Annotated in this window: 21 protein-coding genes; 13 read left to right on the top strand and 8 right to left on the bottom strand. The window is 56.5% G+C overall.

Annotated features, from left to right (window positions below; all coding sequences use genetic code 11):
• Positions 1 to 152 precede the first annotated feature (152 nt).
• Entirely contained in the window at positions 153 to 1673 is a 1521-nt protein-coding gene (locus P8935_RS08070) for an Hsp70 family protein (protein ID WP_348264477.1), read from the bottom strand.
• A gap of 78 nt (positions 1674 to 1751) precedes the next feature.
• On the opposite strand from P8935_RS08070, the gene aroB reads away from it, so the two are divergent.
• The 9 genes from aroB (at position 1752) to P8935_RS08025 (ending at position 8936) form a co-directional block, all read left to right on the top strand.
• A complete protein-coding gene (gene aroB / locus P8935_RS08065; RefSeq protein WP_348264476.1) occupies positions 1752 to 2852 on the top strand; it encodes a 3-dehydroquinate synthase in 1101 nt (366 codons plus the stop codon).
• Positions 2853 to 2868: 16 nt separating this feature from the next.
• Positions 2869 to 3150 (top strand): hypothetical protein, encoded by a 282-nt coding sequence (locus tag P8935_RS08060; RefSeq protein WP_348264475.1) that lies wholly within the window; start codon positions 2869 to 2871, stop codon positions 3148 to 3150.
• Between the two features lie 4 nt (positions 3151 to 3154).
• Positions 3155 to 3919: a ubiquinone/menaquinone biosynthesis methyltransferase gene (locus P8935_RS08055; protein WP_348264474.1), complete on the top strand. Its 765-nt coding sequence runs from the start codon at positions 3155 to 3157 to the stop codon at positions 3917 to 3919.
• Between the two features lie 8 nt (positions 3920 to 3927).
• Positions 3928 to 5370, top strand: a complete 1443-nt coding sequence (locus tag P8935_RS08050; protein ID WP_348264473.1) for a cation diffusion facilitator family transporter — start codon at positions 3928 to 3930, stop codon at positions 5368 to 5370.
• 77 nt (positions 5371 to 5447) lie between these two features.
• Positions 5448 to 5789 carry a hypothetical protein gene (locus P8935_RS08045; protein WP_348264472.1) on the top strand — a complete coding sequence of 114 codons (342 nt, stop codon included), beginning with the start codon at positions 5448 to 5450 and terminating at the stop codon, positions 5787 to 5789.
• Between the two features lie 58 nt (positions 5790 to 5847).
• The gene (locus P8935_RS08040) at positions 5848 to 6264 is read left to right on the top strand and encodes an OsmC family protein (RefSeq protein WP_348264471.1); all 417 of its coding nucleotides are present in this window, start codon (positions 5848 to 5850) and stop codon (positions 6262 to 6264) included.
• Positions 6261 to 7031, top strand: coding sequence for a PASTA domain-containing protein (locus P8935_RS08035; protein ID WP_348264470.1), 771 nt, complete (start codon positions 6261 to 6263; stop codon positions 7029 to 7031). Before P8935_RS08040 ends, P8935_RS08035 begins: the two co-directional genes overlap by 4 nt.
• Before the next feature lie 35 nt (positions 7032 to 7066).
• A complete protein-coding gene (locus P8935_RS08030) occupies positions 7067 to 8404 on the top strand; it encodes an MFS transporter (protein ID WP_348264469.1) in 1338 nt (445 codons plus the stop codon).
• Between the two features lie 16 nt (positions 8405 to 8420).
• Positions 8421 to 8936 (top strand): heme-degrading domain-containing protein, encoded by a 516-nt coding sequence (locus P8935_RS08025; protein ID WP_348264468.1) that lies wholly within the window; start codon positions 8421 to 8423, stop codon positions 8934 to 8936.
• Between the two features lie 39 nt (positions 8937 to 8975).
• Here the strand turns inward: P8935_RS08025 and P8935_RS08020 are convergent, their stop codons facing one another.
• From P8935_RS08020 to aroC, 4 genes are read right to left on the bottom strand one after another with little or no spacing between them, the layout of a single operon-like run.
• The gene (locus P8935_RS08020) at positions 8976 to 10313 is read right to left on the bottom strand and encodes a transcription antitermination factor NusB (RefSeq protein WP_348264467.1); all 1338 of its coding nucleotides are present in this window, start codon (positions 10311 to 10313) and stop codon (positions 8976 to 8978) included.
• 4 nt (positions 10314 to 10317) lie between these two features.
• Positions 10318 to 11253 (bottom strand): methionyl-tRNA formyltransferase, encoded by a 936-nt coding sequence (gene fmt, locus P8935_RS08015; protein ID WP_348264466.1) that lies wholly within the window; start codon positions 11251 to 11253, stop codon positions 10318 to 10320.
• Positions 11254 to 11257: 4 nt separating this feature from the next.
• Positions 11258 to 11767, bottom strand: a complete 510-nt coding sequence (gene def, locus P8935_RS08010; RefSeq protein WP_348264465.1) for a peptide deformylase — start codon at positions 11765 to 11767, stop codon at positions 11258 to 11260.
• An 8-nt stretch (positions 11768 to 11775) separates the two neighbouring features.
• Positions 11776 to 12954, bottom strand: a complete 1179-nt coding sequence (aroC, locus tag P8935_RS08005; RefSeq protein ID WP_348264464.1) for a chorismate synthase — start codon at positions 12952 to 12954, stop codon at positions 11776 to 11778.
• A gap of 110 nt (positions 12955 to 13064) precedes the next feature.
• Here aroC and P8935_RS08000 point away from each other — a divergent pair, with 110 nt between their 5' ends.
• Positions 13065 to 13586, top strand: coding sequence for a hypothetical protein (locus P8935_RS08000; RefSeq protein ID WP_348264463.1), 522 nt, complete (start codon positions 13065 to 13067; stop codon positions 13584 to 13586).
• Positions 13587 to 13655: 69 nt separating this feature from the next.
• Positions 13656 to 14039, top strand: a complete 384-nt coding sequence (locus tag P8935_RS07995) for an EVE domain-containing protein (protein WP_348264462.1) — start codon at positions 13656 to 13658, stop codon at positions 14037 to 14039.
• On the opposite strand, the gene P8935_RS07990 is transcribed toward P8935_RS07995, so the two are convergent.
• Positions 14031 to 15062: an HD domain-containing protein gene (locus tag P8935_RS07990; RefSeq protein WP_348264461.1), complete on the bottom strand. Its 1032-nt coding sequence runs from the start codon at positions 15060 to 15062 to the stop codon at positions 14031 to 14033. The genes P8935_RS07995 and P8935_RS07990 overlap by 9 nt on opposite strands.
• Positions 15063 to 15117: 55 nt before the next feature.
• Between P8935_RS07990 and P8935_RS07985 the strand changes: the two genes are divergently transcribed.
• Positions 15118 to 15585 (top strand): GNAT family N-acetyltransferase, encoded by a 468-nt coding sequence (locus P8935_RS07985; RefSeq protein ID WP_348264460.1) that lies wholly within the window; start codon positions 15118 to 15120, stop codon positions 15583 to 15585.
• 98 nt (positions 15586 to 15683) lie between these two features.
• Here P8935_RS07985 and P8935_RS07980 read toward each other — a convergent pair whose 3' ends face one another.
• A complete protein-coding gene (locus P8935_RS07980) occupies positions 15684 to 17432 on the bottom strand; it encodes a peptidylprolyl isomerase (protein WP_348264459.1) in 1749 nt (582 codons plus the stop codon).
• 292 nt (positions 17433 to 17724) lie between these two features.
• On the opposite strand from P8935_RS07980, the gene P8935_RS07975 reads away from it, so the two are divergent.
• Positions 17725 to 19341, top strand: coding sequence for a S41 family peptidase (locus P8935_RS07975; RefSeq protein ID WP_348264458.1), 1617 nt, complete (start codon positions 17725 to 17727; stop codon positions 19339 to 19341).
• A 71-nt stretch (positions 19342 to 19412) separates the two neighbouring features.
• Here the strand turns inward: P8935_RS07975 and P8935_RS07970 are convergent, their stop codons facing one another.
• Positions 19413 to 19961, bottom strand: coding sequence for a DUF1572 domain-containing protein (locus P8935_RS07970; RefSeq protein WP_348264457.1), 549 nt, complete (start codon positions 19959 to 19961; stop codon positions 19413 to 19415).
• Positions 19962 to 19977 lie beyond the last annotated feature (16 nt).

The following is a 19977-nucleotide window of genomic DNA, read 5'->3' as shown; positions in this document are numbered from 1 at the left end:
GTCTACTCATTTCCAGCTTTGTTGTTAATGACTCAAATGTCGGATAAATAACTTAAGAACGCGCAGTTTCGAACCCGAAACCTACTTGTCTTGGATGGATGAAACTGTCCGTTGGATTCTTCCGGAGCATCGATTCAATGATTCAATAATGGTCAACTCGATGCAGACTGACTGATCAGATATTCCCTCTCCTTCCCGGATGGAAGGGCGGAAATTTTTACACGCAAGTTTCCATTTGCATCGCACGAATATTCTTCCCGCGCTAGCATGCCACCGCTTGCACTCATCGGTTCCACTGAAAGGGCGGACAGATCGGGAGAGGCCGATAGACGCGGATCGAACGGAAACTGAATCTGCTCCCAATTCGTGATCTCCCCGATGGGCTGACCGCGGTCGTCCAGCCTTGAGCACTCAAGGTAGCGGAAGTGTCCGATATTATGTGCGGGCCGATAGGTGCGCTCAATTCGCAACGCAGGTTGGCCCGGCTCCGGCAACTTCATACCGCGCGGGAAGATCAGATCAAAAACAATAGCCCCACCGGATTCCGCCTCGCGCCAAATACCGAAATTGTGGTTAAAGCGCTCGTGCAGCCGCTCTGAAGCGGAAGACGCACGAATGGCCAGCCCTACGGCGGAGGCGGATCGCATGTAAGCTGACCGGCGCACCTTGCGCCCGAACATCTCCTTCAGAACACGGGCAACCGGCGGAAGTTCCGAGCCGCCTCCTGTTACGTACAAGGTATCGAGTTGTGCACCCGGATGAGCCGCGAGCAGTCTTTCAACGACCTCGCGGGTTGATTCGATCAAAGAGCGGCAGCGTTCGTAGTAGAGATCAGCCGAAAATGTCACCTGCTCCGACTCCGGGCGTACACGCTCAAGATCGATAGTGATCTTTCGCGTGTTCGGACTGAGGGACTCTTTCTTCTCCCGGCATTCCTCCAACAGAACGCGGCGTTCGACGGACGTGAGGGGTGACGGCAACTTCGCGATTTCCTGAGCGAGGTCTGCCAGGATTTCATCGAAATCCTCGCCTCCTACGTGTGGAAGACCATCTGAGGCCTCTACTGTGTGTTCGGTCGCGCCCAGGGTTAACAGGGAGACGTCGAACGTGCCTCCGCCAAGGTCGTAAACCAGCAGGCTGCCTCCCGCGCGGTGCTTCCGTTCGGCGCTATTGCGGTAGGCGTATTCGATCGCAGCCGCGGATGGCTCATTCATAAGGCCTAGCACCACGAATCCTCCGGCGCTTGCTGCCTCTTCGGTGAGGAAACGTTGATTGCTGTTGGCGTTGGCTGGAACACCCAACATGACCTCGAGAACTTCGTTTGGCTCCGCACCGAGGTTTGAATGCTCGAGCAATTGCGACTTGAGCGATGCCATCATCTCCGCCATCAGCGTCTGAAGAGAGAGGGTTTGATCGGCAATTTGTATTTTCGTCCTGGGTCCGGCGGTGCGGAGCGAGCGCTTGGGAGAACGCAGCAGCGTCCAGTCTTTGTCATCCTGCTTGCTCATTGCTTCCCAGCCGTACAGGCGCTGTTCACCTTTCACGCCAACTACGGGGGGAAACCAGTCCCGCATCTGTCCGTCCGGGGACTCAAAATAAACCAGAGGAAAATTGCCACGATCCACAGCCGCTACGACAACACGGGTAGTTCCAAAATCAATACCGATACGCATGTTTACCAGTTTACCAACAGGAATTGTCGGCTTGAAGGGGCCGTCCCATGCGCCTGATTCCGTTAGGATGGAAGCAACGTGCAAACCATTCGAGTCGATACACCTTCGGCAAAATACGACGTCGTGACCGGCAGCGGACTGATCGGCTCGCTCGTACCTCGCATTCAACGAGCATCTGGAAAATTGCCCCGGCGGGTGTTTGTCCTGACTTCGCCGGAAATCTGGGCGCTTTGGGGCAATGAATTTCTCAAGTCATTCTCCGATCCCCCTGTGACGCTGTTTCTAGCTCCGGGAGAGAAGCACAAGACCATGCAGAGCGTTGAGAAGCTTCTGCGCCAGATGGTTGCAGCAGGCGGCGATCGCGGTTCCCTGTTGATCGCTTTCGGCGGCGGGATTGTGGGAGACGTTGGCGGGTTTCTGGCTGCGATCTTCATGCGCGGAATCCAGTACGTTCAAGTCCCGACCACATTTCTTGCGCAGGTGGATTCGTCGGTCGGCGGAAAAACTGGAGTAAATCTGCCGGAAGGAAAAAACCTCGTCGGCAGCTTTCATCATCCAGTCGCCGTCTTTGCTGACATCGATGTGCTGGGCACGCTTCCTGATCGGGAACTCCGCGCCGGCCTGATGGAAAGCATCAAAGCCGGCATCATTCGCGATCGTTCCCTGGTCCGCTTCATGGAAGAGAACGTAAACGAAGTTCTCGGCCGCAATCCGAAAGCATTGGAAAAAGTGATTGCCGCATCGATTCGTATGAAGGCTGGAGTGGTGAATCGGGACGAACGCGAAAACGGACTGCGCATGATTCTGAACCTGGGCCACACCGTTGGCCACGCCATCGAACAGGCGACACGTTACAAGGCTCTTCTGCATGGCGAAGCGGTGGGATGGGGCATGATTGCTGCGCTGTTTGTTGCGCACCGTCGCAGAAGCATTACCGGTGCCCAGGCAGCACGCCTTGAGAATCTGATTCACCTCTATGGCCCTTTGCCCGGACTGAAACTCAGCGCGCGCAAGCTCGCTGCAGCCACTGGCGGCGACAAAAAGAACGTAGGCGGTGTGCGGCGATTCGTTCTTCCCATCGGTGTTGGCGATGCGGGCGTCATTGAAGATCTGGTAGCGATAGAGCTTGATGCTGCAATCAGCTACATGCTTTCGCAAGCGAAGGAAACTCGCGCGTGATGTCCGGAGAGAGCGAATGAAGTTTTGCTGCGAAACATTCAGACGATTACATGAAAACGCCGGACTGCGGGAATTCGCCGTGTTTACAGCGCGATATCCAGACAGTTTCGTATTCGTTTTGCAAAATCGAGCGCTCGACCCCGAGGCCCTGCCGCCGTTTACTGAGTCGCCGATGTCGAGCGTTTCGGAGATGCTGCTGAACTACTGCCCATCGTGTGGCGTGACTCTCAAGCAGTTTTATTGTGAAGATCTGACAGAGCTTGATAAGTCTGCACTCAAGCTCGGGATGGGCAGGTAAACTCATGCCGACAACCGGTGCAAAGCCGAAGGGGGCTCAGGACGAATCGCACGCTGCGGAAGCCGTGCAGCAGATGTTCGACGCCATTGCACCGCGTTACGATTTGCTCAATCACGTGCTTTCGGCCAACATCGATCGACTCTGGTGGAGAAGGACTGCTCGGCAGTTCAGTTCAGTGCTGGCCGATCCCAATTCTGCTGTTCTGGACATATGTTGCGGCACCGGCGATCTGACGATGGCGCTGCTCAAACGTCGCCCGCATAATGCGCGCCCTATTCTCGGAGCCGACTTTTCGCATGGCATGTTGCGACGGGGTGCCCTTAAATTTGGCGCCGACAGACCAAACCGCTCCAGCGCCATCGCTCTTGAAGCGGACGCTCTGCATCTGCCATTGCGCTCAGGATCGCTCGATTTGATTGTTACGGCATTCGGCTTTCGCAACTTGGCCAACTATGAAGCGGGACTGCGCGAATTTCATCGCGTGCTCAAGCCTGGTGGCCAACTCGGCATCCTTGAATTCAGCGAGCCCGGCGGCCCGATCGGCAAGCTCTATGCGCTCTATTTTCGTCGTGTTTTGCCGGCGATTGGTCGCGTGATCTGCGGCAAAGACGGACCGTACAGCTATCTTCCCGCATCGGTAGGAGCTTTTCCGTCACCGCCCGAAATGCTCGCTCTAATGCAGCATGCCGGATATTCCAATTGCGATTGGCAGCCCTACACCTTTGGAATCGCCGGGTTGTACACGGCGATACGCACGCCTGTAGTCTAGGAATCGCAATGACCCTCGCAGCCTCAAAGCCGGCAGGTACTGACCAGGCACAGAACTCGGCCATGAAACGCCGCGTAGCTCTGCAGTCGATGCTGGCCGCCAGTTGTATGACTGCGCTGAAGCTGGCGGCAGGGCTCATCTCCGGGTCATTGGGTGTCTTGTCAGATGCTGCGCACTCGGGGTTGGACCTGGCTGGATCGGGAATCACCTTCTTTTCAGTGCGTGTATCGGATAAACCGGCTGACGAAGACCATTCATACGGCCATGGGAAAGTCGAAAACCTCTCCGCCTTCTTCGAAGCCGGGCTCATGGCCATCTCCTGTGCATGGATCATCTGGGAGGCGATTCAAAGGATCAGGAGCAACACCTTCGAACTTCGCTACTCGATCTGGCCTGTACTGGTGCTGTTGACTTCGATCTGTGTCGATTTCTGGCGCTCGCGGGAATTGCGTCGCGTAGCCGAGCACACCGGTTCTCCCGCGCTTGCCACAGATGCGTTTCATTTTGCGTCGGACATCTGGGCGTCCCTGGCGGTTCTTTGTGGCCTGCTTGCGACCTGGGCTGGTGTCGCTCTGCATATCGACTGGCTTCGTTACGCCGATCCGGTAGCGGCCATCTTTGTTTCGATCATGATTCTGCGCATCACTACGCAACTCACTCGCGAGGCAGTCGGCGTTCTGATGGATCAGATTCCAGCCGAGACACGGATGAGGGTAATTCGCGAAGCAGAACGTGTACCAGGCGTGCTTGCAGTTGAACAGGCGCGGGTGCGGCGTTCCGGGCCCAAGTACTTCGCCGATCTCACTCTGGCCCTGCCTCGCAGCTTCACCTTTGAACACACAGGAGAACTGGTACGCGCGGCGACTGAAGCGGTGCACCGCGCGCTTCCTCAAGCCGATGTCGTCATTCACACAGTCCCCCGGCAAGGCAGGGCGGAAAGCATCTTTGACCGAATACGTGCCGTGGCTGCACGAAACAACGTCGCGGTGCACGATCTCAGTGTGCAGTCGCATCATGGCAAGCTGCATGTGGAGCTGCATGTGGAGCTTGATGAAACAATGCGGCTGCTCGAGGCGCACAGTTTTGTGAGCGGACTTGAAGCCGAGATCCTGCGGGAGGCGCCCGAAATCGATTCCGTTCTGACGCACATTGAAAGTGAGCCTGCAACCATCGAACAGCCCGAGGAAATCGTCGAGGAAGACCGCAGAATTGAGAAAGCGCTCCGTGCCTCTGCCGCTCGCTATAACGACATCATTGATGTTCATCAGATCCTGGTAGGGCGAACCGCTGAACACATCACCCTGTCCTGCCACTGCACACTTCCTGACGACCTGTCGATGCATCGCGTCCACGAAATCATCACGGCCCTGGAGGACAGTTTCAAGTTGGATTGTCCAGAGGTTCACCGCGTCACGATCCATCCCGAGCCAGTCACCGATAACACACGCTGACTGCCTTCGAGCCCGCTACAACCGCAACCACTAAGCAAGCTTTTCCGTCTATAAAGACACCACCGGAGGATTGGTGCATGTCGACTTTTGTTCCGCTCAAATCGAAACGCGGATTCGATTTGTCTACGACTCTTTTTGTCGCTACGCTTTGCTGCATCTGCCTCGCTGAAGCATTCATGATTCGGGGTTTGTGGTTCCGACCTTCCCCCGTCTTTCATCGATTGCGCGGATTTGATCTCCCGTTTCTGGTGTGGATTCCGGCAATTGGGGCCTTCAGTTTTCTGCAATTTATTCGCAGGCACACTCGGGAAGGGCGCATCAGCCCTGCACTCGCGAGCAATGTCAGCACATGTCTAGCCCTCCTCATTCTGTTCGCCTACCTGTTGATCACCCGTTTTGCCCAGATTGCCTTCCACTAGAGCCTTTCTGATTCCTTGCACATCGATGCCGGATAATATATGCAGGGGGGCCAGAGCATTGATCGCTCACAGTGATTGGAAAATAGGCGAGATATTTGAGGGAGTTGCCCAGAATGGAAACTCCATCACCTTCGATGCGGACTCAGCACATAAGCATGGCCCCAGCCCGATGGAAGCGGTCCTGATGGCCCTTTGCAGTTGCACCTCGGTAGATGTCGTCAGCATTCTTCAGAAGAAACGGCAGCAACTTACCGGCCTTCGAGTTTCGGCGGAAGCCACGCAGGCTGAGGCACCGCCCCGCGTTTTTACGCATATCAAGCTCACCTATGCCGTCCGTGGAAAGCTAAGCCGCAAGGCCGTTGAAGATGCGGTTTCACTTTCCAAAAACAAATACTGCTCCGTCTCAAAAATGCTGCAGAAGGCCGCCTCCATCGAGTACGAAATTGTCTACCCTGACGGAGAGCCGGAACCATGAAACGCAGCTTCCTCCTCCGCTTCTTCCGTATGGCGTCGGTAGTTATGTTGCTGATCGCCGCTGCCCTGCTATCGGCGATCACTACGATGCATTTTGCAATCCATGGCGCGGAAGTTAAGATTCCCGCGCTAAAGGGGATGACCGTAGCCGAGGCGCGCAGTCAGGCGGCAGGTATGGGCCTCAGTCTCGATGTCGACAATCGCTACTATTCCGCCGACGTTGCTGCCGGACACATTTTGACGCAATCGCCTGCACCGGGCACCGTGGTGCGCCGCGAGTGGCACTTGCGCGTGGCAGAAAGCCTTGGTCCCCAGAAGGTCGATGTTCCTGACACAGTAGGCACAGAGGGCCGCGTAGCTGCATTGCGCCTGCGCCGCGCCGGACTTGAAGTCGGCGTCACTGCGAAGCTGCCCTACGCAGGCGCTGAAGAAGGTACAGTTCTTGCGCAGGACCCGCCCGCGCACTCCCAGGGACTTGCACAGCCAAGCGTAAACATCCTTGTTGCCGCACCGGACAATGCGCCGCCGGACGGTTACGTGATGCCGGATCTGACGGGTATTCCGATCATCACCGCGCAGGAAATGCTGAACCGAATTGGCCTTAAGGTGGATACTCCAGCCTACGCCGAAGTGTTTGTGCCATCGGTCAGCACGGCGGCAGAGCAGCCTAAATCTCCGATTGCTCCTGGAGCAGTCATTGCGCAACAGCCCATGGCAGGTGCACGCGTCGATCTAAATACCCTGATCAAACTCACTGCGGCGAAATAGATCCAACGCAGACCAATCAACATCCAAAGATACTCATGGCAGAGGATCCTGGCGTTACCCGGGAAGAAACACTTGCAGTGACCGCGCAGCGCGACTATTCGCATGCTTGGAGAGCCCTGCGTCATCGCAATTTTCGGCTCTTCTTTGGCGGCCAGAGCATTTCTCTGATCGGTACATGGATGACGCGCATCGCGACTTCGTGGCTCGTATACCGGCTCACGCATTCGGCTCTTCTTTTGGGTACAGTTGGTTTCGCCGGTCAAATACCTACCTTTCTGCTCGCGCCGATTGCCGGGGTGATCGTCGATCGCATCGACCGCCGCAAAGTGTTGGTGTGGACTCAGGCTCTTGCGATGGTGCAATCGCTTCTCCTGGCGTGGCTGACTCTGTCGCACCTCATCACAATCACCGAGGTACTCGCTTTAAGTGCAATGCAGGGCGTTATCAATGCATTCGATATGCCCGGCCGCCAATCTTTCATGGTCAAAATGGTCGAAGATCGAGCCGATCTTTCCAATGCCATCGCTATCAATTCGTCGATGGTAAACACCGCGAGGCTGATCGGACCCTCGATTGCCGGCTTGCTGATTGCCGCGACCAATGAAGGCTGGTGTTTTCTCGTGGATGGCATCAGCTACATCGCGGTAATTGCTTCGCTCCTGATGATGAGGATCCCGCAGAATCAGATGGAGCGCGTCACCGCTTCGATGATCGTCCAGCTCAAAGAGGGTTGGACATACGTAGCCGCCTCTGTGCCGATCCGCTCCATTCTGCTGTTATTTGCTCTTTTGAGCTTGATGGGCTGGCCGTTCATGGTGCTGATGCCGATTTTTGCCGGGCAGATTCTGCATGGTGGTGCGCATACATTGGGCTTTTTGATGGGAGCCGTCGGCGTAGGCTCGTTGATTTCAGCCCTATCGATGGTGATGCGACGCTCGGTCCGTGGGCTGACCAAGATGATTCCGATCACCGCGGTGGTCTTCGGCATCGGACTAATCTGCTTCGGGCTGTCTCATTTTCTGTGGCTATCCATGCTGATGATGCTCGTCACCGGCTTCGGCATGATGCAGGGACTGACGGGCAGCAACACCATCATTCAAACGCTCGTCGATGAAAAGATGCGTGGCCGAGTGATGAGCTACTACACAATGGCCTTCGTCGGGATGGCGCCGTTTGGCAGCCTGCTGGCGGGTGCGCTCGCACATGCCATCGGTGCGCCTCGCACTGTGATCATCAGCGGGGTTGCCTGCATCGCCGGCGCTATCTGGTTTGCCTCGCGCCTTACGGAAATCCGCAAAGACATGCGGCCAATCTATGAACGTCTGGGGATCGTACCCCAAAGAAATCCAGTGGAAGAAGCGACGGAAAGCTGAGGAGCTTTATGATGGCATGGACGAGGACACGCCAATGGGGCTAAGTGAAGACCTGGAAAGGATTGCACTTCAGGAAAAGGAACTGGTGCTGCCGCGACTCGATGCCGCGATAGCGTGGGATCTGGGCTCGCGCCTGCGTACGATGGCTGCTGAGCGCGGTCTCCCTATCGTGATCGACGTGCGAAGATTCGGACAGCCGCTTTTCTACGCAGCCATGGACGAGACGAATCCCGACAATGCTGAGTGGGTGCGGCGCAAAAGCAATGTAGTGGCAAGGTTTTATCGCAGTTCTTACGCTGTTGGCCTGCGCGAAAAGCAGAAGGGCCAGACAATCTGCGAAAGCCAGGGCTTGCCGCTCGCTGACTATGCAACCCATGGCGGATCATTCCCGCTCAATGTGACGGGCGCAGGTGTCGTCGGCAGTGTAACGGTCTCCGGTTTGCCGATGCGCGACGATCACGAACTGGTGATTGAAGCGTTGTGTGCTGTTCTTGGTCGCGATTATGCTCAACTCAAGCTTCCGCCCGAATGATCTCTTAATGATTCAGAATTAGAGCCGTCCTGAGTCTGCTCACGCCATCTTCTTGATCAGCGTGACGAAAAATCCGTCCGTTTGAAGAACTCCCGGCAAAAGGTGCAGAGCACCTCGCGGCGAGATGCATTGAAGCAGCGCGGTCGACCCAGTTGGAGTGAGAATGCCTTCAATCCGCAATTCCTCAATCCGCGTTTCGAGCGAAATCACCCGCGCACCCGGGCGCTGCGCCAGTACGGCATAAACTACCTGTTCGTTTTCCTCGACTTCCAGAGAACATGTGGAATACACGATGTGCCCACCCGGTCGGACCGCACGCAAGGCTGCACTCAGAATAGCCCGCTGTCGTTCTGCCTGCCGCGGAAGATCCTCCGGCACCAGCCGATGGCGGATTTCAGGATTACGCCCCAGTGTTCCTGTGCCGCTGCACGGCACGTCGACCAGGACTACGTCGTAGACAGATGTGTCTTCAAGTGTGGCGGCGTCGGTGAGCCGGCACTCTACGCGATCGCCCACCGCGGCAAGCCGCTCGCGTAAATGCGCGATCCGCTGCGGACTGGATTCACACGCCACGATCTTCGCATCAGGATTTCTTTCAGCAAGAATCAGCGTTTTACCGCCGGGGGCGGCGCAACAGTCGAGGATCTTAGAACCTCGCGGTGCTAACTCCGCTACCAGTTGTGATCCCTCATCCTGAAATCGAACTCGGCCTTCCCGCAATGCGGCCATCCCCATTACATCGCCAGAGGTCACATCCCGCGCGACATCCAGGAGCTGTCCCGGTGAAAGAGAAATGCCGTTTGCAATAAGTTCGGCCTCGGCATCGCTTGCTGTGACGCGCAGGGTAAGATCTGGCTGCCTTTGACTGTGACGGCAGATCTCGCGGGTTGCCTCACCTCCGTAATGAGCTATCCATCGCTCTACCATCCACGCTGGTAAGGCTTGCTGCCAATCATCGGCGTCGGATTCTTCTCGCTGCGACGTTCTCGAGACAGCGAGTTTCCGAAGTACCGCGTTCACCATTCCAGAAGCGAATTTGTGTCCCGCATGCTTCGTAATCTCAACGCTTTCGTCGATTGCTGCATGCCTTGGAATCCGATCCATATGCAGCAATTGAAAAGCGCCGAGACGCAAAGCGATCAGTACTTCAGCGTCGACCTTCGCATTGGGATGTTTGAGCAAAGGCCGGAGCCGCTGATCGAGAGCGATCTGCCAACGCAGAACGCCAAGCACGAGCGCCGTCGTCAGATGCCGGTCAGATTCGGAAAGGGCTGTGACGCTTTTCCCACGCAGCAAATCGTCAGAATGGCCTTTGCCATTTTCGATGGCTTTCAGGATTCCATAGGCAATGCGGCGCGCTGGCGAAACTTCACTCATGGCCCTAACCAAGTCGAATTCCCGAATGTAAGCCGGCTCCGCGCAGAAAATCGGACGCAGCCATGCGCTTCTTGCCTTCTAGCTGCAATTCGGTGATCTCAATCCATGAGTTGTGCGCGCACGCGATCAGTAGACGGTGATCCGCCACTTCAACAGTGCCCGGCTCGCTTGGGGAAGCCTTCCCAACCACCCGCATTTGATGGGCGATCAGTTTTTTCCCATCGAGGCTTGTATAGGCTCCGGGCCACGGCTGAAATCCCCGCCAGCGATTCCAAAGCTCAATTGCGGTTCGAGCCGCAAAATCCATCCGTCCATCTTCACGAGTGAGAATCGGAGCCAGTGTTGCGCCCGCCTCATCCTGCCGCTTTGGCTCGACAGTTGCCTGCTGCAGTCCGCGCAGAGTCTCAACGACCAGCGGAGCTCCATCTTTCGCCAGCACTTCAAACAGGGCCGCCGCCGTCTGCTCCGGAGCAATCGCGATTTCGCGCTGCAATAGAATTGGCCCCGTGTCCAGACCTTCTTCGAGCAACATGGTGGTGTTGCCCGTAACCGTTTCGCCCATCGCGACCGCCCACTGGATAGGCGCAGCTCCGCGATACTTCGGCAGCAAGGACGCATGCAGGTTGATGCAGCCGAGTCGCGGCAACGCCAGCATCCAGGGAGGGATGATGCGCCCGTAAGCCACCACCACGATCGCGTCCGGCGCAATGCCTTTCAGTTGCGCGCGAAACTCTGGATTATTCCTGATCTTCTCGGGCTGGGTGATTTTCAGCCCTGCGGCCAGAGCTGTTTCCTTTACGGGGGGAGCCGTCATCTGCTGCGTGCGTCCCACGGGACGATCCGGCTGCGAAACCACCAGCGCGATCTCGTGGCCAGCTGCAAGCAATGCCCCCAATGTAGGAACGGCAAAGCGCGGGGTCCCGCAAAAAACAAGTTTCACAGAATTACCAGGTGCCTTCGCGTTGCATCTTGCGGATCTTGCGCAGCACCAGGTCGCGCTTGAGGGAACTCATCCGAAAGATGAACAGCATGCCGTCAAGATGATCGATCTCGTGCTGGAACGCCCGCGACAGCAGTTCTTCTCCATCCATCTCAAACCACTTTCCCCTCAAGTCCTGGGCGCGAATGCGAACCTTGTTGGCGCGCTGCACCTTCTCACGAATCTCAGGAAAACTCAGGCAGCCTTCCTCTTCGTATTGCTTTCCTTCGCGAAAGATGACCTCGGGATTCACGAGCACCAGTTTCTGCGCCGGATCCTTACCCTGGCTAAGGTCCACCACCGTCACCCGCTTGGCCACGGCCACCTGCGGTGCTGCGAGACCGATGCCCTGAGAGGCGTACATGGTCTCAAACATGTCGTCGACTAGTTTCTTCAACTCGCCGTCAAACTCGGTGACCGGTTCGCCGGGCTGCGAAAGCACAGGCTCTGGATATTTCACAATCTTCAAAATCATTTCCGCGACTAATAGCTCCGTATCTGTTCGATGTATCCCAGGAAATTTCGTTTCATCTCCGCTGCCGAGTCGCCGCCAAACTTCTGCTGCGCCAATCCAGCTACCGTAATTGCCACCATGGCTTCCGCCGCCACACCGGCTGCCGGGACCACGCAAATATCGCTGCGCTCATAACTTGCGCTCGTGGCCTCACGGGTGTCAAAACGGACAGATTCTAGAGGCCTCCTCAACGTTGAAATCGGCTTCAAATACCCGCGCACCACGATGTCTTCCCCATTCGAAACGCCACCTTCTACACCGCCTGCGTTGTTCCGCTCCCGGGTAAATCGTGTTGGCTTCCCCACATCTTCTTTCGCGTAGTGGATCGCATCGTGGACAGTCGAGCCGAAAGATTCAGCCGCAGTCACCCCTCGCCCAATCTCGACGGCCTTCACGGCTTGTAAGCTCATCACCGACCAGGCCAGCAGCCCGTCGAGGCGCTCGTCCCAATTGGCATAAGTTCCCAGGCCCGCCGGTGCACCATGCACTACGACCTCAAATACACCTCCGACAGTGTCTCCGGTGCGCGAGGCGTGCTCGACTTCCTCTTTCATCTTTGCTTCCGTATCGGCGTCGACGCAGCTCAATACGATCTCAGGACGCTCTGCCACCGCCGCGATCTCATCCCACGTGGCCGTACGCTCCAGTTCAACGCGGCCTACGCGAATCACGTGGCTGCTCACTTCGATGCCAAGGTAGCGCAGCAGCAATTTAGCGAAAGCTCCGCCGGCAACGCGGGCTGTCGACTCGCGGGCCGAGGCACGCTCCAGTACATAGCGTGCATCGGGAAAGTCATACTTCAACGCACCTGCGAGGTCGGCATGCCCAGGCCGAGGCGATGCGACTGCTTGATGTTTGGCCGGGTCGCCTGCTTCTACTGGCAACTTCTCTTCCCAGTTCTTCCAATCGCGATTTACGATTTCGATCGCGACGGGAGAACCAATAGTTTTCCCATGACGAACACCAGAAAGGATATGGGCCTTGTCCGTCTCAATCTTCATGCGGCCGCCACGGCCATAGCCCTGCTGACGCCGCCAGAGCTCGCGATTGATGAATTCCAGGTCGACCGGCAGGCCGGCAGGCAGCCCAGAGATAAGCGCAATCAGCGCCTCCCCGTGTGATTCGCCCGCAGTTGAGAATCGGATCATGTTCTTTAGATTGTAATGGGAACGAGCCGTGGGCGCAGAGCATTTATCTCAAATCATGGCGAACCCGGCAAGCGATAATGCATTCGTCAGGAAGTGCGGGGGTACGGCCTATGCAGACCGGGAAGTGGAAGATTGTTCTCTTGTTTTTGTTTTGCGTCGCGCTGGCAATCGAGGTCTGGCATCTACGGACACGCAGCCACTCAGATCAGCCGCAGGTCACGCAGGCGGCACCGAAACACAGACCCAACTTCGTTCTCCTCCCCGCAACAGAGATTGCTACATATGCCGATCACTTTGCAGATTCAAAGCCGCGTTTGGAGAATTGGGAACCAACCGTAGGCGATATCAACGACCTTGAGGCGGCTCTTCCCCAGGTCGCATCCTCGAGCAATAGGGAACCGGATCTAAACCGGCACATCGACGACCCCGGTCAGTATTTCCGCCAGTACCTCGCGGTCGAGGTCAACGGCAAGAACACCATTTTTGTGAATGCGCTGTGCAGCATTAAGCCAGAGGAAGACTGGCGCAAGCACCTCATCATCGTTCGAGACGGTGGAAAGTGTTATTGGAACGCTATCTACGATCCGGCCACCCAGACTTTCTCGAATCTGGTTGTCAATGGGCGGGCGTAGTCGCCCTATGCAGCCTGTCGCCACAAATCCCTATTCCCTAGGCGTTGCGTCATCGCATACGATGACCCCATGGCCGCCTACTTCCTCTTCAAGACCGAACCGGAGGTTTACTCCTTCGACGACTTTCTACGAGATCAAGAAACCACGTGGGACGGCGTCACCGCCCCTGCCGCGGTAAAGCATCTGCGCGAAATGAAAGCCGGGACGAAGTGGATCTTCTATCACACGGGCGATGAGCGCACGGCTGTCGGGACGGGCACGGTCAGCAGCGTCGATGCCACCGACCCCAAGGTTCCCGTTGTGCGCGTCAAAGTTGGCAAGCGTCTCAAACACCCGAAGACCCTTGCCGAGATCAAAGCGGAGCCGATCTTTACCGGGTCGCCTCTACTCGTGATTGGAAGGCTGTCAGTCGTCCCGCTCACCGAAGACCAGTGGGATTGGTTTTTAAAATAACTTTCCAGGTTCCGGCTTCGCGTCTGCTTTCAGCCACTCACGCGTGTTCAACATCTGCCGTTGATCGAGCGCCCAGATTCTGCCGGTCAGCTCATCGGCGCCCTTACCCTCGCGGGTCGACTTCTCGAACTCGCTAGCGACAGCCTGCATCTTGGCATCCAGATCGTCAATGAAGTTCAAAACCAGCGCCTCCGGAATCATGGGCAGCTTGGGCGATCCGAACTCCAGCTTTCCGTGGTGCGACAGAATCATGTGAAGAACGAGCGTTCTCAGCCGTGGCGGAAAATCCGGAAGGCCGTCGATCGTCTTGCTCACCAGTTCAAGGCCCATCTCGATGTGTCCGAGCAGAGTGCCCTCTACCGTGTATTCAAATCCAATGTCCCACGCCAGTTCCCTCACCTTTCCGATGTCGTGCAGAACAACGCCCGTAAGCAGTAAATCGCGATACAGGATCGGATAGTGGGGTGCCACGCGATCAGCCAGGGTAAGCAAACTCACCACATGCTCCAGCAATCCACCCAGCCACGCGTGATGAAGTTGTTTCGCCGCTGGTGCTTCCCTGTACGCCTGCGCCAAGCCTGAATCTGCAAGCAGGGTGTTCAGCAACTGCTTTAAATGAGAATCGGTGAAGCTCTCTACGAATCCGAGGAGTTTCTGCCATAGCTCGTCAACGTCGCAAGTCGTGCATGGCAGCATATCGGTCTTTTCGACCTCACCAGCGAGGGCCTTGCGCAAATATTCGACCTTCATCTGCAGCCGATCATCGAAGCGCGACACGCAGCCGCGCACTTTAACGATGTCCCCGCGTTCAAACTCTTTCGTGATGCGCGAGTCCCCGGGATCCCATATGCGGCCTTCAACCTGCCCAGTCTTGTCTCCCAGGATGAGGTTCAAGTAAGGCTTGTTGGTCTTGGTTGTTCGTATCTGCTTATGCAAAACGAGAAAAAATGCGTCGAAGATTTTACTGTCTTCAAAGGTTGCCAGGTCGGCGATAAAGATGTCCTTCATGCTGCGGGAAAGCATACAGCAATGAGCAGAACGCTTCAAAAATCAGCCCTGAGGCTGGAAAATAGTAAGCGTGACTGATCGCATTACCCCTACCCAGCCTCGACTCATGATCCGTCCGATCGAACTGCGCGATTCGGCGGAGGTTTGCATTCTCACCAGGCAACTTGGCTATGACCGCTCGGTTGATGAAATCGTGCATTGGATACACTCGCTCAAAGATCGTATTTCCTCCCAAGCTGCATTCGTAGCGAATCTCGGGGATGAAGTCGTGGGCTGGATCGAGATCAATATCGAACATCGGCTGCAATCCGCCCCCTGTGCGCTGATTGGTGGGCTGGTCGTGAAGGACGGATTTCGCAATCAGAGGATCGGGCTTCGTCTCTGTGAGTGCGCCGAGTTGTGGAGTTGGGAAGCCGGCGTTGCAGCAGTTCGAGTAACGTCACGCAGTACACGGCTCGATGCGCACCGCTTTTACCTGAACAATGGCTATAGTCTGACGAAGATCTCGCATATCTTTGAGAAACAGCGCCCAGAATGATCAGGCACTCTGCATTTGTGAATGAGCGCACCTTCGCAGAAAACAAAACGGGCCTGGGATCATCGATCTCAGGCCCGCCTATTTGAAAATCTTCTGATCTACTGCGGGGGTACGGTGGGCAATCCCGACTGCGGCGGTACCGGCGTAGTTCCGTTCGGAGCCTGCTGTGTGGCGTTCCCCAAAGGCTTGTCACCTGTGTCTTCGGTGGGAGCGGACTTTTTGTCGCTCAGCCGTGTCTTGTCGCCTGTAGTCGTGGCCTTCTTTTTCTTCTTGCTCGGCGTCTGGTTTCCGCCCAGGCCCAGTGGACCTGCCTGAGCCTGACGGTCGGCCACTTCAGCTGCGTCGGCCGCTGGAGGTGCCTCAGGATCAAGTTGCGGACCCTTCGGCTTGGGCTGCTTAGGCAGCTTGGCACGGTCGCTAAATCGCGTCTTTTTCTCAGACTTGGATGTGTTTTCTAGTGGATTATCCGGCTCGGCTGCTGCGTTCGCGGCAACCTGGCCAGTTGCACCCGCGCCTGCATCTTCCGTCGGGCTTGATGGAGCCTGCGGCAATGTCTCCTGGGGAGCCTTGCCAAAACGAATCTTCTCCTTCTTGCCGGGCTTCATCGCTGCCTGTTCGGTCTTATCCGCCTTTTTGCTGGCCTTGGTCGCCTTTGCTGGAGGAGCAGTCGTGGCTTGATCCGTGGCCGGCACCGGGGCGGATTTCTGCCTGAAAGTGTGCGTGGTCTCGCGGAACCGGGTACGTTCTACCTTTTTCTTCTTCTTGGGGGTGGGCGCGGTATAAGCGCTGAAGGTAACGGCGGGGTGCTTCTCAGTAGCGGTTGCCGCGCTGTCTTCGTAGCCGGGCTTGATGTAAATGGCTGACTCGTCCCGCAACTGCGCAAGGTATTCCCGCATGGCCGGACCAGCTTTGGCCTCAAAATAATTCTGCTCGACGTCGTTTTCAACGTCCTTCAATTGCGGGACACCTCCCGGCACATGCTGAACGACCTTGAGAATCACGTAGCCCTGCTTGGTGCGGATCGGTTCAGTTACCTCGCCCGTTTTCAGGCCGAAGGTCTTCTGCTCGAATAGCGGGTCTAGCTGGCCGCGCTTATATTGCCCTAGGTCGCCACCCTCTGCCGCAGTGGTGCCTTCGCTGAAGCTGCGCGCCAACTGACTGAAGTCACCACCCGCATGCAACCGGGCTTCGATATCGTCGGCCTTGGCCTTGGCGTCGGCAAGCTTTTGCGGATCATCGCCTTGCGCACCGGTCGAGATCAGGATTTCACCTAATTTCACGCTCTCCGGTTGCGCGTAGTCCTGCTTGTGCGCTTCAAAATACCGTTGAATCTCGCCCGGGGTCGGCGCAATCTTGCGTCCCACCTGATCGCGCATCACCTGCTGAGTGATGATCTGGTTGCGGATATTGGCCTTGAAGTCTTCAAAGGATATCCCTTGCTCCTTCGCTGCCTTCTCCAGGTCTTCCATCGTCGCAAGGTTGTACTGTTTACGGATCTCGTTGAGTCGATTGACCAATTCCGTTTCGCCCGTCACACCCAGTTCTTTGCCCTTGGCGAGCCAAAGCTGCTGATCAATCAAATTCCGCAGCAAGTCCTTATGGGAATCCGAAATCTCCTGCATGGAAGCACCCTTCTGGCGCATTTCCTTATCCATGTCGGACTGCGTGCGGTCATAGTCAGATTTGGTGATGATCTGGTCATCTACACGCGCAACGATCTCCTCAACTGTCGACCCCCCATAGGGACTCGCAGGGGTAGAGGGTCGAGCTTGCGCTAAAGCCAAGCCAGAAAGAAGGACTGCGGAAAGCAGATACGCCCCGGGGGCACGAAGGATTCTCAAAGTCATAAGTTGGCACGCGACTGGCGGTAAACGGACCCCACCATAGGCATAGACGCCATTGTAAATGCCTGGGCAGCAAAAACGGCGCAGTTGGCCGAGATCCACGGCAATTCAATCTGCGGGGCTACAGCAAAGACCTTCCCATGACTGTCCTGTCTCGCATCCTCTAAAGGTAACGGGCTACCCGAAGAGGGTCGGATATCGTCAAACAAGCCAGTGCTATACTTTAGCCCAGGTTTGGCCTGCGACGTCCGTCTCAGCCGCCTGCGCAGTTGCACTCCGGAGGTTCCTTCCGCATATGACTCCCCCCGCCCGCAGGGCACTCTTTAGTCTCATCGTCTTTTTTGCAGTGTGCGCCGTTGCCGGCACATTTTTGCAGCGCAGGGTGGGAGCCCAGTCGTCGCAGGATGAAAGCCAGATTCGCGACAGTTTGAAGTCGTTTACCGACGTCTACGCGATCGTCGAACAGAATTACGCGGAGCCTATCCAAGGCGACAAGGCTGACGCGGCCATCTATGACGGTGCCATTCCCGGCATGCTGCGCGTCCTCGATCCGCACTCAAATTTCTACGATCCCAAGGCGTACGCCAAGATGCGCGAAGACCAGCGCGGGCATTACTACGGCGTTGGCATGGTGATTCAGCAGCAAAACAACAAGGTCTACGTCATCACACCCTATGAAGGGACACCTTCATTCCGAGCTGGAATTCGTCCCGGCGATATCATTGCGGCGATTGACGGCAAGTCGACCGATGGCATGACGTCGGATGTTGTAGCGAAAAATCTTAAGGGGCCAAAAGGCACCCATGTTCAGGTGTCCGTCCTGCGCGAAGGCCAGAACAAGGCGCTGACATTTGACCTCGTGCGCGATGAGATTCCGCACCCGTCGGTCGATTTGAAATACGAGATTCGTCCAGGCGTCGGCTACATTCACCTCACCCAGTTTCAGGAAACCACCGCCCAGGAAGTGAATGAGGCTATCGACAGCTTCCCCAATCTCAAAGGCCTTGTGTTCGACCTGCGCGGCAATCCCGGTGGTCTGCTCAGCCAGGCCGTGGAGGTTTGCGACCACCTGCTTTCCAAGGGCCAAACCATAGTCTCGCAGCGTGGCCGCGCTTATCCCGACCAGAACTATACGGCGACACACGGCAATGACGGCAAGACCTTCCCTATCGTGGTACTTGTGAATCGCAATACGGCTTCGGCGGCTGAGATTGTTTCCGGCGCTTTGCAGGATCACGACCGCGCTCTTATCGTCGGCGAAACTACCTTCGGCAAAGGCCTTGTGCAGACGGTTTACAACCTCAGCGAGAATACGGGCCTAGCCTTGACGACTTATCACTACTACACGCCGTCAGGCCGCCTGATTCAACGCAACTACTCCGGCGTTTCCCTGTACGACTACTACTACAATCACGCCGGAGCGAGCGCGCCTAACTCGAGCAACCGCGAAGTGAAGATGACCGATTCCGGCCGCACCGTGTACGGCGGTGGCGGCATCACTCCCGACGAGAAAGTCGAAAGCCCAAAGAGTAATAACTTCCAGGACACGCTGCTCTACAAAGCCACTTTCTTCCACTTTGCGGCCCACTACCTCTCGAATCGCACGGTTGATAAGAATTTTCAAGTCGACGACGGCGTTATCAACGAGTTCAAGCAGTACCTCACCGGCCAGGACATCCCGTTCACCGAAAAAGACCTCAACGACAACATGGATTGGTTGAAGACCAGCATCCGGGAGAAAGTTATCACCAGCCAATTCGGACAGCTTCAGGGATTGCGTGTCATGGCCGATTGGGATCCCATGATCCAGAAGGCGCTTACCTTCCTGCCCGAAGCACAGGCCCTGGAAGATACCGCGCACAAGGTGCTCGCTCAGAAGGCCGAAGCTCGCGGCGGCGCTACCGCGCAATAAAAAGCAGATCAACACCAACAGAAAAAGGCCATCCCTTGCGGATGGCCTTCGATTTTCAGACTATAAGTGAGCTATCGCTGGCTGGCCTCGCCGGCGGCAACTTTGCGATTGAACTCTGCCGACCTGTTCCGCGCAACGCTCAGCGTCTGCCAACGCTCGCCCGCATAGTGCTTGGCCAGCAGGACAATTTGCCCTACGTGCATCGGGTAATGCGACAGTTGCCTGTTAATCGCCTGCATCACCGAGTGGGCTTCTCCGCGAATCGTCACCGTGCGAGATAAGTCTGCATCCGTCAGCGGCTCGATTGCGCGAAAGACGCAAGCCCATCCATCTTCCCATTCCCGCATCAATGCTTCACGCGTTGCGGGTGGTTCTACAAATTCCCCATCACGGTTGCGGGTCGGCTTTTCTCCATCCGTGGTCAGAAAGTCCGTCCACCGCGAGCGCATATTGCCCGTGATGTGCTTCACGATGATCGCAATCGAATTCGATTCCTCATCGAGTGATGCGAACAGTTGCTCATCCGAAACCTGGAGCATAGCCCGCTCGCCCAACAGCTTGTACTGGCGAAAAACTGAAAGCGCGTCTTCGATGTAGGATGTTGTGAATTTCAACGCCATGCGAAAAGTGTAGTAG

The sequence above is a fragment of the Telmatobacter sp. DSM 110680 genome (genome assembly GCF_039994875.1).
Classification (GTDB): domain Bacteria; phylum Acidobacteriota; class Terriglobia; order Terriglobales; family Acidobacteriaceae; genus Telmatobacter.
This window is presented reverse-complemented; position numbering and strand designations above follow the sequence as displayed.

Coding starts and splice junctions, on each gene's coding strand:
- P8935_RS08070 (WP_348264477.1), bottom strand. CDS start 1,673: ATGCGTATCGGTATTGATTTTGGAACTACCCGTGTTGTCGTAGCGGCT.
- P8935_RS08060 (WP_348264475.1), top strand. CDS start 2,869: ATGAAGTTTTGCTGCGAAACATTCAGACGATTACATGAAAACGCCGGA.
- P8935_RS08055 (WP_348264474.1), top strand. CDS start 3,155: ATGCCGACAACCGGTGCAAAGCCGAAGGGGGCTCAGGACGAATCGCAC.
- P8935_RS08050 (WP_348264473.1), top strand. CDS start 3,928: ATGACCCTCGCAGCCTCAAAGCCGGCAGGTACTGACCAGGCACAGAAC.
- P8935_RS08045 (WP_348264472.1), top strand. CDS start 5,448: ATGTCGACTTTTGTTCCGCTCAAATCGAAACGCGGATTCGATTTGTCT.
- P8935_RS08035 (WP_348264470.1), top strand. CDS start 6,261: ATGAAACGCAGCTTCCTCCTCCGCTTCTTCCGTATGGCGTCGGTAGTT.
- P8935_RS08030 (WP_348264469.1), top strand. CDS start 7,067: ATGGCAGAGGATCCTGGCGTTACCCGGGAAGAAACACTTGCAGTGACC.
- P8935_RS08025 (WP_348264468.1), top strand. CDS start 8,421: ATGGACGAGGACACGCCAATGGGGCTAAGTGAAGACCTGGAAAGGATT.
- P8935_RS08020 (WP_348264467.1), bottom strand. CDS start 10,313: ATGAGTGAAGTTTCGCCAGCGCGCCGCATTGCCTATGGAATCCTGAAA.
- def (WP_348264465.1), bottom strand. CDS start 11,767: ATGATTTTGAAGATTGTGAAATATCCAGAGCCTGTGCTTTCGCAGCCC.
- aroC (WP_348264464.1), bottom strand. CDS start 12,954: ATGATCCGATTCTCAACTGCGGGCGAATCACACGGGGAGGCGCTGATT.
- P8935_RS08000 (WP_348264463.1), top strand. CDS start 13,065: ATGCAGACCGGGAAGTGGAAGATTGTTCTCTTGTTTTTGTTTTGCGTC.
- P8935_RS07995 (WP_348264462.1), top strand. CDS start 13,656: ATGGCCGCCTACTTCCTCTTCAAGACCGAACCGGAGGTTTACTCCTTC.
- P8935_RS07990 (WP_348264461.1), bottom strand. CDS start 15,062: ATGCTTTCCCGCAGCATGAAGGACATCTTTATCGCCGACCTGGCAACC.
- P8935_RS07980 (WP_348264459.1), bottom strand. CDS start 17,432: ATGACTTTGAGAATCCTTCGTGCCCCCGGGGCGTATCTGCTTTCCGCA.
- P8935_RS07975 (WP_348264458.1), top strand. CDS start 17,725: ATGACTCCCCCCGCCCGCAGGGCACTCTTTAGTCTCATCGTCTTTTTT.
- P8935_RS07970 (WP_348264457.1), bottom strand. CDS start 19,961: ATGGCGTTGAAATTCACAACATCCTACATCGAAGACGCGCTTTCAGTT.